This window comes from Notoacmeibacter sp. MSK16QG-6 (assembly GCF_024158145.1).
GTDB lineage: Bacteria > Pseudomonadota > Alphaproteobacteria > Rhizobiales > Rhizobiaceae > Notoacmeibacter.
In genome coordinates, this window is sequence record NZ_JAMYXM010000004.1 from 92123 (window position 1) to 105834 (window position 13712).

A 13712-nucleotide genomic window follows, 5' to 3' on the forward strand; every position below is an offset into this window, starting at 1 on the left:
CGTCACGCCGCCATAAGTTCGCGCACGGCGATCATATCGTCGCGAAAGCGGTCGCGTTCTTCCGCCTTGCGCTTTTCATCGGGAATGCGAAGCAGGAAGGAGGGGTGGACGGTGATGAAAACCCGCTGTCCTTCCCGGCTCTCCAGAAGCTGACCGCGTTCCTTCGTGACCGCAACCGAGCGACCTAATAGGCTTTGTGCGGCTGTCGCGCCGAGTGCAACAGTCAGATCCGGATCGATCAGCTTCAATTCCTGACCTAGCCACCACCGGCAGGTCTGGATTTCGTCGCCATTCGGTTTCTGATGCAGGCGGAACTTGCCACGCGGCTGGAATTTGAAGTGTTTCACCGCGTTGGTCACATAGACGGTCGAGCGGTCGATTCCGGCATCTTCCAGCGTTGCGTCGAAAAGCTGACCAGCGGGACCGATGAACGGTTTACCGGCAATATCCTCCTTGTCGCCCGGCTGTTCGCCGACGAAAACGAGCCGCGCATTCGCCGGTCCCTCGCCAAAAACTGTCTGTGTCGCCGGTTCATGCAGCGGGCATAACCGGCAGGTTTCAGACTGTTTGCGAAGACTTTCCAGATCATCGGCAGGTGGCGGCGGGGTCTCGCCGGTGTCGTCCATCTCGGCACTCCAATGCCGTTCCCGGATCGCTGCGTGGGTTGGCGGCGGTATGGTTGGCATCGCTGCGACCATCGCCTTCGCCCGGTTTTCGGCCCCGGCGATCAGGTCGGGAATCAGCGCCGCCTCGGGCATGTTCTTCCAGTATTTCTTTGGCATCTCCGCCTGCATCGCCTTCACCTTCAGCCGGGCCGGGTTGAAAATGTTGGAGAAATAGGTGCGCCACAGCTCCTCGGTCGCATCGTCAGCCGGCGCATCTGACCGCTTGGCGGGCGGGCCGACGCTCAGCGTCTCGCGATCCCAGTGGATGGAACCTTTCGGCGTCAAAATAGACCAGTTCATTTGCGCAAAGCGACGCATGAAGAAACCGGCCTCTCGCTCGACAATGAAATGGTCCGGTTCGAACCATGCAACGTAGCGCCCATCATCCTCGGTCGCATCCGCATCGCCGATTTTGCGGAAACGGACGAAGGCATGCATTTTGTGCGCGTCGCGGCGGACCGACTTCACCATCGCCTCGAGCCGCCGAATGTCGCTATCGGAAGCGATCTTCATCAGGTTCGGCTCGTCCAAGACGCGGACGAGAAGATGATAGAGAAAGTTGTAGCGGTCGGGATCGGAATGATGGCTGGCCGTCTCAGCTTTCTGCACAAAGACTTTGGAGATGCTGAAAGTCACATCGTCGTCGGGCCGGGGCAGCGGCGAGGAGGCCTCCGCGAAAAGGGATTGCGATGTTGCCGAAGGAGTGAGAAAGGTCACCGCCGAAGATGGCGTACCCGCCAGCGCCAAGGCCCGCGCTGCCGCGCGCCAGCCCACGAAATCAGTCTCACTCTCAAGCGAAACCGTAAATTGTTCTCCGAATTGCCGCGCCTTTTCGCTCATGCCAAACCTTCATTTAAAACAGCGAAAGCTGTTCGGGCTGTGGCGCTAGACGCACGCGGAGATTTTCGGTTTCGGTCAGCCCGCCCGGCGACCAGCCCGCAGCCGTGATGAATGGGCGGATTTTCTGGATCGACTGCACAATTGCCCCGACATCCTCCAGCCGCAAAGTGCGATAGCGCCGCACTTGAAGAATTTTGGCCACAGCCTTCGTGCCAAGGCCGGGAATGCGCAGTAGCATTTCTCGGTCGGCTCTATTCACATCGATGGGAAAGAAATGACGGTTGCGGAGCGCCCATGCCAGTTTTGGATCTATCGCGAGATCGAGCATCCCATCGGACGAGCCTTCGAGAATTTCGTCATTGGCAAAACCGTAGAACCGCATCAGCCAATCGGCCTGATAAAGCCGGTGCTCACGCATCAACGGCGGTTTCATCAAGGGCAGAGCTGCTGAAGCATCGGGTATAGGCGAGAAAGCGGAATAATAGACGCGCCGCAAATGGTATGAACTGTAGAGCTGTGCAGAGCTTTTCAGAATGATCGCGTCGGGTGTGGGATCGGCGCCGACAATCATCTGCGTGGATTGCCCCGCCGGCGCGAAGCGTGGTTTGCGCTTTGTCTTTATCGTTCGCTCACCGCGCTCCTCGATTGCACCGCGTACCGTGCCCATAGCCCGACGAATTGTCTGCGGCTTTTTCTCCGGCGCAAGCCGTTGCACGCCGCTATCTGTCGGCAGTTCGACATTGATCGATAGTCTGTCAGCATAAAGTCCCGCCTGTTCAAGCAAAACCGGATCGCATTCGGGAATGGTTTTCAGATGGATATAACCCTTGAAGCCATGGTCGATGCGCAACCGCCGCGCGACTTCAACCATCTCTCCCATCGTATCATCGGGTGAGCGGATCACGCCTGACGACAGGAACAGCCCTTCGATGTAATTACGCTTGTAGAATTGCAGGGTTAGATCGACCACTTCCTCGATTGTGAAGCGTGCGCGGCGCGTATTCGAAGAGGACCGGTTGATGCAATAGCTGCAGTCATAGATGCAAAAATTGGTCAGCAAAATCTTGAGTAGTGAGATACACCGGCCATCCGGCGCGTAGGCATGACAGATGCCCATGCCTTCGGTCGAACCGATGCCGCCCTTGCGGCTATCGCGTTTGGCCGAACCGCTCGATGCGCAGGAGGCATCGTATTTAGCGGCATCGGACAGAATCGCCAATTTGTCACGAACGCTCATCTTGGTCATGCGTTCATAATATGTTCGTGTAAAGTTCACGTCAACGGAACGGCGATTCGCTTGTGATTGATAAAAGCGAATCTGAAGAAGGCGTTAAACGAATTGAGTTGGTTGTCAGTCGCCGATATCGACGATGCCGCAATCGCCGGCTTCTGACGCAAAGGCCAGTCGCTTGCCGCGCTGGTCCCATTCCATAGCCGTCAACAATCCTTTGCCGGGGCGGCGAAGCAGCGCTTCCTTGGCATCCTCGAACCGAACAGCCAGGACCATGCCATCCTGATAGCCGATGGCGACCATTTGTTCGGTCGGATGACAGGCCACGGCAGTGACGAGCGAATCGGCGCGCGTGCCGAGCTCCAGCGGGGCTTTGCCCATAGGGCCATCCTTGCCCTGGAACGGCCAGACGATTGCGGCATTCGCCCCGGATGACGCCAGCCATTTGCCCTTTGCACTCCACGACAGGCTCTTCACCTTTGTCGGATAGCCCTCCATGCGCATATGGCGGCTATCGGCCATACGCCAGCCATGAAGGGCCGGTTCCTGCATGGCAGTGATCAGGCTATCTCCGCCCGGCGCGAAGGTCACGAGCAGATGTGCGCCCTCCCAACCGAGAACGGTCGGCAAGCTGTCGGTCGCGGGGAAATGCAGGCTGACGCCATTATAATGCGAACACGCCAGGCGAAGACCCTTTGGCGCAAACGCCAACGCTTCGACGCTGCGCTCGTGCTCAATGGATTTTGGCCCCTTTTTCAGCAAGACCTTTGCGAACTTGCCATGGGCGTAGGCGACCGTTCCGTCCGGAGCGGCCGCGACCGCGCCGATCCATTTGCCCTTTTCGAGCGCCAGCTCTTCCGAAGCTCCGTCGGCGTTCGTGGCCACGACACGGCCGTCCTCGCCGCCTGTAAGAGCGCGCTGACGTTTCGGATCAATTGCAAGACAGAGCAGGCCGTCATGGACTTCCGACGAGCCGGTTTGCTTGCCGAGGCGATGCAAGACGCCATCCGCGTCGCCAAAAAAAGCAGTTTCGCCCAGCCAGCCTACATGACCGACATGGCCGTCGATATCCAACGGGGCGATGGATGGCATCAGTTGTCCGCCAGACAGTTTTCGAAGCCCCGCCGAAGTGAATCCTCATCAAGCTCACGACCGATAAAGACAAGGCGGCTCTCGCGCGTTTCGTCCTCGCGCCAAGGCCGCTGGTGATCGCCCTCGATGATCATGTGTACGCCCTGAACCACGTAGCGCTCATCATCGCCCGCGAAGGCGATGATGCCTTTCAAACGGAGAATATCCGGCCCCTTCACCTGGGTCAGGTTTTGTATCCATGGAAAGAAACGGTTCGGGTCCATCGCCCCGGCGCGAAGTGACACGCTTTTGACCGTCAAATCGTGAATATCGGCCGGGCCGTGTTGGTGATGATGGTGGTGGTGATGGCCATGGTGGCCATCGTCATGATCGTGATGGTGGTGATCGCAGGTCGGTCCGCATTCATGATCCGGGTCGTCATGATCGAGAAAATGCGGATCGTTATCCAGCGCGCGCTTCAGGTCGAAGGCCCCGCGATCCAGCACCTTGGCGAGTTCCACATTGGATCGCTCGGCGCGGTGGATCGGCGCGACCGGATTGAGTGCGCGGACAAGACGTTCGACTTCTGCAAGTTCGTCCGCTGAAACAAGATCGGTCTTGTTCAGAACGACCACATCGGCGAACGCGATCTGGTCTTCGGCTTCCCGGCTATCCTTCAGCCGCTGAGGCAGGTGTTTTGCGTCGACCAGCGCGACCACGGCGTCGAGCGCGGTTTTCGACCGAACGTCATCATCCATGAAAAAAGTTTGCGCGACGGGCGCGGGATCAGCGAGGCCAGTCGTCTCCACAACGATGGCGTCGAAGCGTCCGGGCCGGCGCATGAGACCCTGCACCACACGCACCAGATCGCCACGCACCGTGCAGCAGACGCAACCATTGTTCATCTCGTAGATTTCTTCGTCGCTTTCGACGATGAGGTCGTTGTCGATACCGATCTCGCCAAATTCGTTGACGATCACCGCATAGCGTTTGCCATGCGCTTCGGACAGGATGCGGTTGAGCAGTGTGGTCTTTCCGGCACCGAGGTAGCCTGTGAGGACGGTGACGGGGGTGAGTTGCTGCTGGGCGGTTTCGGTCATTGAAAAGCCTCGGAAATGTTTGGTCCCATATAGGCGAGGGGAGGGGAGCGTTCCTAGAGGGCGGGCGTCGAAAAGCGCGCAAGATCGAATTCCGACATGTCACGCGCCAGCTCGGCAAGGCCTCTACCGGCCTGATCGATGAGCTGCCGACCGACCTCGGCCGTGGCGGAAGCCGCATCGCCTGTAGCGCCATCGGGATTAAGGTCGCTCATCATCCAGCCAAACGCATGCGGCCCGTATGCGCGCAGATGGGCAAAGCGTTTGGCGAAACCGGCCTGTGCGTTCGGAAAGTCCTGTACCTTGTTCATCGCCACACGATCCGGCGCTATGGCGAGCATCACCGATGTCTCGATCTGCCCGGCATGGATGCCAAGCGCACGTTCTTTGGCGGAGACGATTTCGCCGGGCTGAATGAAACGATGCCAGTTGGTGGCAACGCACAGCATCTTATGACGCCAGCGTAATTCGGTTGCGACGATCGTAAGGAGCGGCGAATTTCCGCCATGAGCGTTGAGAAGAAGGAGACGGCGGATGTCGCGTGTCGCCAGATCGTTGCCGATACCGATCCAGCGACGAATGGCCTCGTCCCAGCCAAGCGATTGGGTGACCGGCCAGTCCAGATGTTCCGGCGAATAGCCGACCGGCTCGACCGGTAGAATCTCAAGCGGCAGATCCGGCGCGGTGTCCTTCAGCGCCTTGGCCATGGCTGTGGCGATCAGCGTATCGGTTTCCGGCGGAAGATGGGGGCCGTGCTGCTCGGTCGCGCCGAGCGGCAGAACGGCAATCGTTCCTGCATCGGTGGACCTCTGACTGGCCTCTGTCATAAGAAGATACCCATTGTTTCGCCGGCTGATTTCATTTGCACCAGTTCATGGGGCTGCCGGTCAAGAGCCAGAAAAAGGTTTGAAGGCGGGAATGACCAAGATCGACAGGCAGGATATGGGACGCCTGCCAGCCAATCCAAAGAAGATGAACAAGGTGCCGAAAGGCGCCATGCTCAACCAGCTCGTATGCACCGCCCGTCGTGCCCGCACAGCACTATCCGCCCGTCTTGCCGAACTGGGCCTCCACGCCGGCCAAGAGCAGATCCTCTTGGCGCTTAGCGAAGAAGAACGTCTGCCGCTTTCGTCGATCGCGGATATGCTTGGCGTGCGCGCGCAGACCATCACACGGGCTATCGCACGGCTTGAAGCGCAGGGCCTGGTCTTTCGTACGCCCAGTCAGGAAGATGGGCGTGTCAATTTCATCGCTCTGGCGCCAGCAGGCCGAGAAATTGTCGGCGATCTGAAAAAAGCGGTGAAGAAGGTCGAGCGCCAGATGCTCCGACCACTCGACAAGGTGCAGAGGAAGACGCTTCTGCGTTTTCTGGAAACTCTCGACAATGAATTGGCGTCCGACAATGCCAAGCGGTCGGGCGAATAGCACTACACCAATGTCTCGGACCCTCTGCTATTTGATTTCGTTTGCCAATGCGTCATAATTAAATTGTTTAATTCCCTGGGCCGAGGATCGGGTTCTGGCACAAAAGATCAAGCTATCGACCATTGCCGACGCGCTTGGCGTATCGACTGCAACGGTTTCACTGGCTTTGCGCGACAGTCCGCTTGTCGCGGAGTCCACGCGCGAGCGAGTCAAGGCTCATGCGCTTGAGATTGGCTATATCTACAATCGCCGGGCTGCTTCGCTGCGGACTTCACGGTCGGGTATCGTCGGGGTCGTGGTCTACGACATCATGAACCCGTTCTTTGCCGAAATCCTGAAGTCGATCGAGAGCGAACTGGACCGAAGCCAGCAGACGTTCATCCTCTCCAACCACTACGATTCGGTCGAGAAACAGCGAAATTTCATCGAAACGCTGCTGCAACTCGGCGCTGACGGCATGATCATCAGTCCGGCTATCGGGACACCCCCGGACGACATCAAACTGGCAGAAAAGAACGGCATGCCAGCGGTTCTTATCGCGCGATCGGTCGAAGGCATCTCGGCTCCGGCCTTTCGTGGTGACGACGCTTTCGGAACAGGCCTTGCGACCGATCACCTGATCGGCCTTGGCCATACCCGCATTGCGCATATCGGCGGAACGGATCAGACGTCCACTGGCCGAGACCGTTATTCGGGCTACCGCATGGCGATGCAGGCGGCCGGACTGGAGGTGCGGGACGACTGGCGCATTTCAGGCCCGCGGACCAAGCTGGCCGGGTTCGAGGCGACCGAAACGTTTCTCAACCTGCCGGACAGGCCGACTGCCGCCGTTTGCTGGAACGATCTGGTCGCAATCGGCCTTATGAATGGCTTGGCGCGGGCCGGTCATCAGGTGGGCAAGGACTATTCCATTACCGGCTACGACGACCTGCAGGAGGCCGCCATTGCGACGCCGGCGCTGACGACGGTGTGGAATGGCCAGAGGGAGGTCGGGCGCATGGCCGCCAAGACCCTTGTGTCTCGGATCAATAAACACCCGACGATTTCGGGTCTGCAACTCATTTCACCGGAGCTTCACGTCCGCAACTCGACGGCCGCGCCACTGAGATAGGCTGGGCGTCGGGCCGCCTGTAACGACACCTTAACCAAAGCCCTGCGAGCATGACGCCATTCATCGGTTGCGGATTTTTTCATCATGCGTGTCGTTCTGAGCTTCGGTCTTTTTTTCGCACTCGGCGCGGCTGCCTTTTTTGCCGATGGCAGTCGCTGGCAGTCTTCGCCGTCATCGCTCGATGAGGTGGTGACGGGATCGGTGAACGAAGGTCCGACCGGCCTTTATCAGGCTACCGTCGAGGGGGAACCCGTTAGGTGCTGGTTGAATACGCAACATAACGAAGGCGACTATCGCTTTGTCGGGGCGGAATGCAGCCGACTCGGCATCGAGAAGGCGGGGCTTGCCTCTGTCGGTGTCGAGCGCTCTGGCGATCTGAAGGTCATGGACAGGGCGGGAAAAACGCTTTTGCGTTTCTTTTCCGCGGATGGCGATGGCTGGGAAGCCGCGCCCGAAGCCGGTCAGTTGATCGATTTGATCGCTACCTTTGACTAGGCGGTCGTAAGACGCCGCTTATTTCCTTTAGGGAAACTGCAGCTCAATCCTCCGCTATTGGTGATGATGCTCATGCTTCTCATCATCGTGCGGTCTGTCATGGCCGATGATTGCAGGCGAAGGACAGGCATGGACCGCGCATTCGCACTCCAGCGTGGCATGGGAGATCGCAAATTCGCTCTTCAATCTCGTCTTGACGGCCTGCTTGATTGCATCGGCCTCGCTCCAACGTCCGGCTTCGATGCCGAGATGCGCGTCGACTGCGTTTTCGTACTCCTGCATCTGCCAGAGATGCAGGTGATGGACGTCCGCTACGCCATCGACATCTTGCATAAGATCCAACACCTTGCGTGCGTCGATGTTCGGCGGGCTACCCAGCATCAAGATGCGAATGACGCCGCCTATTTCCGCCAGAGACTGCCATAAAATATAGGAGGCGATCATTAGCGTGACGATCGGATCGATCAGGCGCCAGTCGTAGAGTATAATCAGTGTACCGGCGAATATGACTGCGATGGAGCCGAGCGCGTCAGCGACATTATGCAGGAAGGCGGCACGGATATTCACGCTCTCCTTGGAGAGCGAGAATGTGAGAAGCGCCGTCACAGTGTCGACCACCAGGGCGACGGCGGCGATGATGACGACCAGCCAGCCATCGACCCCCTGCGGATCGATCAGACGCAGCACCGCCTCATAAACAAGATACAGGCCTATAACGATGAGCGTGGTGTAGTTGATGAGCGCAGCAACAACTTCAGCACGGCCATAGCCGAAGGTCATGGTCTCGTCGGCCTCGCGCCGCGCGATTTTACGGGCGAAAAATGCGATGATGAGCGCCAGTGCATCTGACAGGTTGTGAATGGCGTCAGCTATCAGCGCCAGGCTGCCCGACAAGATACCGCCGACGATCTGCGCAACGGTCAAGCCGAGATTGACCAGAACGGCCCAGAAAACCCGTGCATCGCCCGCTTCTGGATCGATATGGGCGTGGCCGTGATGGCTGTGCGACATTGCGAGTTCCTTTGTTCTGGCTTTGCGTTCGGCAGATTATGTACAACCTCCAGCCACTAGAGGTTCAAGAGGTGATTTCATGTTTTCTATCGGAGAATTATCGCTGCGGACCGGGGTCAAGGTTCCGACCATTCGCTATTACGAGAATGCCGGGCTGCTGGAAGCGCCGGAGCGAACATCCGGCAACCAGCGACGCTACAGCCGATCCGGGCTAGAGCGCCTTTCCTTTATCAGCCACGCAAGAGCGCTAGGCCTTTCGATTGAGGACATACGCGAACTGGTCGAACTGGCGTCTGACCCGGAGCGCCCATGCGGTGAAGCGCATCACATTGCCTCGGCCCATCTTGCATCCGTCCGGGCGCGTATCCGCAAATTGAAAAAGCTGGAGCGCGAACTTATGCGGATCGTAAAAATATCCGATGCAGATTGTGTTGGCGAATGTCACGTCATTCAGTCGCTGGCCGATCACGCCCTATGCGAGAGTGATCACTAGCGGCGATCTGCACTGGGCTTAGGCGCTGGCGGCATGATCGCGTACGGCCTTGCCGAAGGCTTCGAAGATGGCGCGTGAGGGCTCGTCGGTGCTCGCCCAATATTCCGGATGCCATTGAAATCCGTATGCGAATGCGGTTGCGTCCTTTACGCACACAGCTTCCGCCGTGCCATCGCTAGCCGTCGCCTCGACAGACAAGCGGTCCGCCGGACGATCAATGGCCTGGCGGTGCAACGAATTGACGGCGATCGTCTGACCTCCCAACATTCCCGTCAGCGGGCCATCCGGCCGGACGGCGACATTCTGTCGGATAATGTAGCGTTCATCCTGAGTGTCCGCTTCCGGTGCGCGATGATCGGCGCGGCCAGGCAGTTCCTGCACTTCATCGGCGATGGTGCCACCGAGTGCGACGTTCAACTCCTGATGGCCGCGGCAGATCGCCAGCAGCGGCAGCCCCCGCTCGAGAGCCATTTGAATAAGTGGCAGGCTCGTCGCATCGCGCGCCGGGTCGAATGGGCCGTGATTTTCCGTTGCCGCCACACCGTAATTGTCGGGATGCACATTGGATCGCGCGCCAGTCAGCATCACGCCATCGACCGCCGCGAGGACTGCATCGTAATTCGTTTTCCTGCCGAAGGCCGGTACGATGAGCGGCTGAAGGCGGGCAACCTCGACGACCGCTTTCAGATAGGTGTCGGGCGTGGCGTGCCAGACATAGCTTTCATGGACCAACGTGTCGGCAACAATTGCGATAAGCGGCGATGTCATGAGGGCGTATTCCGGATAGCGATCTCGAGCGATCTATAAACCCTTGTGAGCTTGTCACGGTTGGAAGTCAAAGGGATAGACGGCGCTGGTTTGTATGCCTATGGTCCCTTTCAGCTATGAGAATGGCGGTCAAGCGCCATCCGGGCTGTGACACAGACGAACGATACCAAACCGGGAGGATTATATGGATCGTCGCGATTTTTTGCGTAAGGTAGGCGTAGCCGGCGCCGGCGCAGCAGCTGCAACCGCACTGCCGTCCGCTGCGGCAATCGCTCAGGACACGGATATGCCGGAAATCACCTGGCGTTGTACGTCGTCCTTCCCCAAGGCGCTGGATACGATCTACGGCGCTGCAGAAACCATGGCCAAGTTCGTATCCGATGCGACCGGCGGCAAATTCAAGATTCAGGTTTTCTCCGCCGGCGAGATCGTGCCGGGCCTTCAGGCTGCCGATGCCGCCAGTCAGGGCACGGTCGAGCTTTGCCACACCGCATCCTACTATTACTGGGGCAAGGACCCCGTCTATGCGCTGGGCACGGCTATTCCGTTCGGCCTGAACGCGCGCCTGCAGAACGCCTGGTATTACTATCCGACGACGGATGGCGTTTCCGGCATCGATCTGCTGAACGAGTTCTTCGCGACCGAGGGTCTCATCTCGTTCCCGTGCGGCAATACCGGCGTCCAGATGGGCGGCTGGTACCGCAAGGAGATCAACTCGCTTCAGGATCTGGACGGCCTGAAAATGCGCATCGGTGGCATGGGCGGCAAGATCATCGAGAAGCTTGGCGTCGTGCCGCAGCAGATCGCCGGCGGCGACATCTACGCCGCGCTCGAAAAGGGCACGATCGATGCGACCGAATGGGTCGGCCCCTACGATGACGCCAAACTCGGTTTCAACAAGGTGGCCCAGTACTACTATTATCCGGGTTGGTGGGAAGGCGGTCCCGTTCTGAACACCATGATCAATCTGGATAAGTGGAACGAACTGCCGGATGCCTACAAGGCGGTGCTGGAAGTGGCCTGCCGGGCGGCCAATACCGACATGATGGCCAATTACGACGCCAAAAACCCGACAGCGCTGAAGCAGTTGCTCGAGGACGGTGCCCAGTTGCGCCCGTTCAGCCAGGAAATTCTGGAAGCCGCCTATCAGGCTGCCAAGGAAACCTATGAGGAAATCTCGGCTGAAAACGCGACCTTCAAGAAGATCTACGATCACCAGCTGGCCTTTAAGAAGGACGCCTATCTGTGGATGCAGCTCGGCGAAAACACCTATGATACGTTCCTGATGATCCAGCAGCGCAACAACGCGCTCTGATTACCTCGTATCAAAAATTAGAGAGAGGCCCGGCAATCCATTGGATTGCCGGGCTTTTCATTATCGAAATCAAAGTTTGCGAATGGCCACCCGGCAATCGTGAAAAGCGGCGCCGCCATGCGGAGCGATCGGATCAGCGCCGATCAGCGTATTGATGCCTTGGCCATTCTCATGCGCTTTGTTCGGCCAGATGCCCTCGGCGATCACCGTGCCCGCCATTGCCTTGTCGGCGACGACGGCATGCAGCACCACCTCTCCGCGCTTGTTGGAGAGCAGGATGCGTTCGCCATCGACGATACCGATACGGTTCGCATCCGCGCTGTCCAGCATTGCGGTCGGCCGATTTTCCTTCTTTCGCGAAGTGGGGGTCTCGGCAAAGGAGGAGTTGAGATAGTTGCGCGCCGGTGCGGTGACGAGCCGAAACGGATGGGCCTCGTCTGTCTGTTCCAGCAGGTCGCCGGGATGGTCGGGCAGGGCTGGCATTTTCTTCACCGGGCCCTGCAAGCCGAGGCTATCCGCAGGGCGCTGTCCATTCATGATGCGGGTCCAGTCAGGATCGAAATGGAAGCGCCCATCTGGATGGGCAAAGCCATTCAGGAAATGCGCTTGTTCAAACGGGATCGCCTTGTCGACCCAGCGTTGCTCCACCACGTCGTCGTAGGTTCCCAGCGCACTTCGCTTTGCCAGATCGTCGAGCAATTGCCGCTCGGTCATGCCAAAGCCTTCCTTGTCACCGACGCCAAGGCGTTTCGCCAGTTCCTCGAAAACGAAATGGTTCGGTTTTGGTCCCTCCGGCGGATCGATCAGCTTGGGGCCAGGCAGGATATGGGTGTGCCCGCCGCCCCGATAGATGTCGTCGTGTTCAAGAAACATCGTCGCCGGTAGGACGACATCGGCCAGTTCCGCCGTCTCAGTCATGAACTGTTCGTGCACGACAGTGAAAAGATCGTCGCGCATGAAGCCTTGCCGGACCAGAGACTGTTCGGGTGCGACGTTCACCGGGTTGGTATTCTGGATCAGCATCGCGGTCACGGGCGGACCGCCGTTCAGCGCGTCCGGATCGTTCGTCAGGACGGCGCCGATGCGGCTCTGATCGAGATGGCGAATGGAAGGATCGGCCAGCCGCGCGCCCTTGATGGTCGACGAATCCATGCCGAAAATATCGCCATTTCCGTGCAGCGCGCCGCCGCCCTCCACCTGCCAGGCGCCTGTCACGGCCGGGATGCTTAGAGCCGCGTGCATGGAAATCGCGCCACCACGCCCGCGTGTAAATCCGTAGCCCAGGCGGAAAAAGCTGTTCTTTGTCTGTCCGACGAGACGCGCGAAGGCCTCGATCTGCTCGACCGAAAGGCCGGTGATCGGCGCGGCCCATTCCGGCCCTCTGGTCTTAAGGTGGTCTTCGAGGGCTTCGGCGCCGCGCGTATATCGGGCCATGTAATCGCGATCGGCCATCCCGTCGCGAAAGAGCACGTGCATGACAGCACAAGCCAGGGCGGCATCGGAGCCAGGCTTCAGCATCAGACCCATATCGGCCTGACGCATGGTCTCCGTCTCATAGACGTCGATCACCACGATCTTCGCGCCGCGCTCCTTGCGGGCCTGGGTGGCATGTCGCATCACGTTGATCTGGGTCGCCACGGCGTTGGTGCCCCAGATGACAATGACGTCGGATTGGTGCATTTCGCGTGGGTCGAGCCCGCGAATGGCTCCGCAGCCGGCGTGATAGCCCGTCCATGCCGGATTGATACAGATCGTGTCGAACTGGTAACTCCAGCGCATGGCGTGGCGCAGGCGGTGAATGCCGTCGCGCTGCACGATGCCCATCGTGCCGGCATAGTAATATGGCCACACCGTTTCGGTGCCGTGCATTTCGGCGGCTTTACGGAAACGTTCCGCGACCAGTTCCAGCGCTTCGTCCCAGCCGACCTCACGCCACTCGCCGCCACCCTTCGGACCGGTGCGGACAAGCGGGGTCGTGAGGCGGTCGGGATGGTGCACACGCTCGGCATAGCGTGCGACTTTGGCGCAGATCACGCCATCGGTGTAGCTGTTATCCTTGGCGCCCCGCACCCGACCGATATGGCCATTGTCGAGGATTTCGACTTCCAGCGCGCAGGTGGACGGGCAATCGTGCGGGCAGGCCGTATGGCCTATGCGTTGAATCTGGTTCATGGCTGTTATCATGCGCCG

General features: G+C 59.1%; 13 protein-coding genes. 5 read left to right on the forward strand and 8 right to left on the reverse strand.

Going from position 1 to position 13712, the window contains the following annotated elements; translation table 11 throughout:
- Positions 1-2: 2 nt before the first annotated feature.
- The 5 genes from NIM86_RS12925 to NIM86_RS12945 form a co-directional block, all read right to left on the reverse strand.
- Complete coding sequence (locus tag NIM86_RS12925) at positions 3-1505, reverse strand: UdgX family uracil-DNA binding protein (RefSeq protein WP_253382752.1); 1503 nt, start codon at positions 1503-1505, stop codon at positions 3-5.
- Positions 1506-1518: 13 nt separating this feature from the next.
- A complete protein-coding gene (locus NIM86_RS12930) occupies positions 1519-2751 on the reverse strand; it encodes a putative DNA modification/repair radical SAM protein (protein ID WP_253382754.1) in 1233 nt (410 codons plus the stop codon).
- A 105-nt stretch (positions 2752-2856) separates the two neighbouring features.
- Positions 2857-3828, reverse strand: a complete 972-nt coding sequence (locus NIM86_RS12935; protein ID WP_253382755.1) for a WD40 repeat domain-containing protein — start codon at positions 3826-3828, stop codon at positions 2857-2859.
- Entirely contained in the window at positions 3828-4907 is a 1080-nt protein-coding gene (locus tag NIM86_RS12940) for a GTP-binding protein (RefSeq protein ID WP_253382757.1), read from the reverse strand. The genes NIM86_RS12935 and NIM86_RS12940 overlap by 1 nt, the downstream gene beginning before the upstream one ends.
- Positions 4908-4960: 53 nt before the next feature.
- Positions 4961-5731 carry a creatininase family protein gene (locus tag NIM86_RS12945; RefSeq protein ID WP_253382759.1) on the reverse strand — a complete coding sequence of 257 codons (771 nt, stop codon included), beginning with the start codon at positions 5729-5731 and terminating at the stop codon, positions 4961-4963.
- 91 nt (positions 5732-5822) lie between these two features.
- Here NIM86_RS12945 and NIM86_RS12950 point away from each other — a divergent pair, with 91 nt between their 5' ends.
- The 3 genes from NIM86_RS12950 to NIM86_RS12960 all read left to right on the forward strand — a co-directional run bounded on the left by NIM86_RS12950 (position 5823) and on the right by NIM86_RS12960 (position 7935).
- Complete coding sequence (locus NIM86_RS12950; RefSeq protein ID WP_253382760.1) at positions 5823-6329, forward strand: MarR family winged helix-turn-helix transcriptional regulator; 507 nt, start codon at positions 5823-5825, stop codon at positions 6327-6329.
- A gap of 94 nt (positions 6330-6423) precedes the next feature.
- A complete protein-coding gene (locus tag NIM86_RS12955) occupies positions 6424-7440 on the forward strand; it encodes a LacI family DNA-binding transcriptional regulator (protein ID WP_253382954.1) in 1017 nt (338 codons plus the stop codon).
- 84 nt (positions 7441-7524) lie between these two features.
- A complete protein-coding gene (locus NIM86_RS12960) occupies positions 7525-7935 on the forward strand; it encodes a hypothetical protein (protein ID WP_253382761.1) in 411 nt (136 codons plus the stop codon).
- A gap of 54 nt (positions 7936-7989) precedes the next feature.
- Here the strand turns inward: NIM86_RS12960 and NIM86_RS12965 are convergent, their stop codons facing one another.
- Entirely contained in the window at positions 7990-8946 is a 957-nt protein-coding gene (locus NIM86_RS12965) for a cation diffusion facilitator family transporter (protein WP_253382762.1), read from the reverse strand.
- A gap of 79 nt (positions 8947-9025) precedes the next feature.
- Between NIM86_RS12965 and NIM86_RS12970 the strand changes: the two genes are divergently transcribed.
- Complete coding sequence (locus NIM86_RS12970) at positions 9026-9439, forward strand: helix-turn-helix domain-containing protein (RefSeq protein ID WP_253382763.1); 414 nt, start codon at positions 9026-9028, stop codon at positions 9437-9439.
- Positions 9440-9457: 18 nt separating this feature from the next.
- Here the strand turns inward: NIM86_RS12970 and NIM86_RS12975 are convergent, their stop codons facing one another.
- Positions 9458-10207: a gamma-glutamyl-gamma-aminobutyrate hydrolase family protein gene (locus NIM86_RS12975; RefSeq protein ID WP_253382764.1), complete on the reverse strand. Its 750-nt coding sequence runs from the start codon at positions 10205-10207 to the stop codon at positions 9458-9460.
- Positions 10208-10391: 184 nt separating this feature from the next.
- Here NIM86_RS12975 and NIM86_RS12980 point away from each other — a divergent pair, with 184 nt between their 5' ends.
- The gene (locus NIM86_RS12980; protein ID WP_253382765.1) at positions 10392-11522 is read left to right on the forward strand and encodes a TRAP transporter substrate-binding protein; all 1131 of its coding nucleotides are present in this window, start codon (positions 10392-10394) and stop codon (positions 11520-11522) included.
- Positions 11523-11591: 69 nt separating this feature from the next.
- On the opposite strand, the gene NIM86_RS12985 is transcribed toward NIM86_RS12980, so the two are convergent.
- Positions 11592-13694 (reverse strand): molybdopterin oxidoreductase family protein, encoded by a 2103-nt coding sequence (locus NIM86_RS12985; RefSeq protein ID WP_253382767.1) that lies wholly within the window; start codon positions 13692-13694, stop codon positions 11592-11594.
- Positions 13695-13712 lie beyond the last annotated feature (18 nt).

Coding starts and splice junctions, on each gene's coding strand:
- NIM86_RS12950 (WP_253382760.1), top strand. CDS start 5,823: ATGACCAAGATCGACAGGCAGGATATGGGACGCCTGCCAGCCAATCCA.
- NIM86_RS12975 (WP_253382764.1), bottom strand. CDS start 10,207: ATGACATCGCCGCTTATCGCAATTGTTGCCGACACGTTGGTCCATGAA.
- NIM86_RS12945 (WP_253382759.1), bottom strand. CDS start 5,731: ATGACAGAGGCCAGTCAGAGGTCCACCGATGCAGGAACGATTGCCGTT.
- NIM86_RS12985 (WP_253382767.1), bottom strand. CDS start 13,694: ATGAACCAGATTCAACGCATAGGCCATACGGCCTGCCCGCACGATTGC.
- NIM86_RS12925 (WP_253382752.1), bottom strand. CDS start 1,505: ATGAGCGAAAAGGCGCGGCAATTCGGAGAACAATTTACGGTTTCGCTT.
- NIM86_RS12930 (WP_253382754.1), bottom strand. CDS start 2,751: ATGACCAAGATGAGCGTTCGTGACAAATTGGCGATTCTGTCCGATGCC.
- NIM86_RS12965 (WP_253382762.1), bottom strand. CDS start 8,946: ATGTCGCACAGCCATCACGGCCACGCCCATATCGATCCAGAAGCGGGC.
- NIM86_RS12960 (WP_253382761.1), top strand. CDS start 7,525: ATGCGTGTCGTTCTGAGCTTCGGTCTTTTTTTCGCACTCGGCGCGGCT.
- NIM86_RS12940 (WP_253382757.1), bottom strand. CDS start 4,907: ATGACCGAAACCGCCCAGCAGCAACTCACCCCCGTCACCGTCCTCACA.
- NIM86_RS12935 (WP_253382755.1), bottom strand. CDS start 3,828: ATGCCATCCATCGCCCCGTTGGATATCGACGGCCATGTCGGTCATGTA.
- NIM86_RS12980 (WP_253382765.1), top strand. CDS start 10,392: ATGGATCGTCGCGATTTTTTGCGTAAGGTAGGCGTAGCCGGCGCCGGC.
- NIM86_RS12970 (WP_253382763.1), top strand. CDS start 9,026: ATGTTTTCTATCGGAGAATTATCGCTGCGGACCGGGGTCAAGGTTCCG.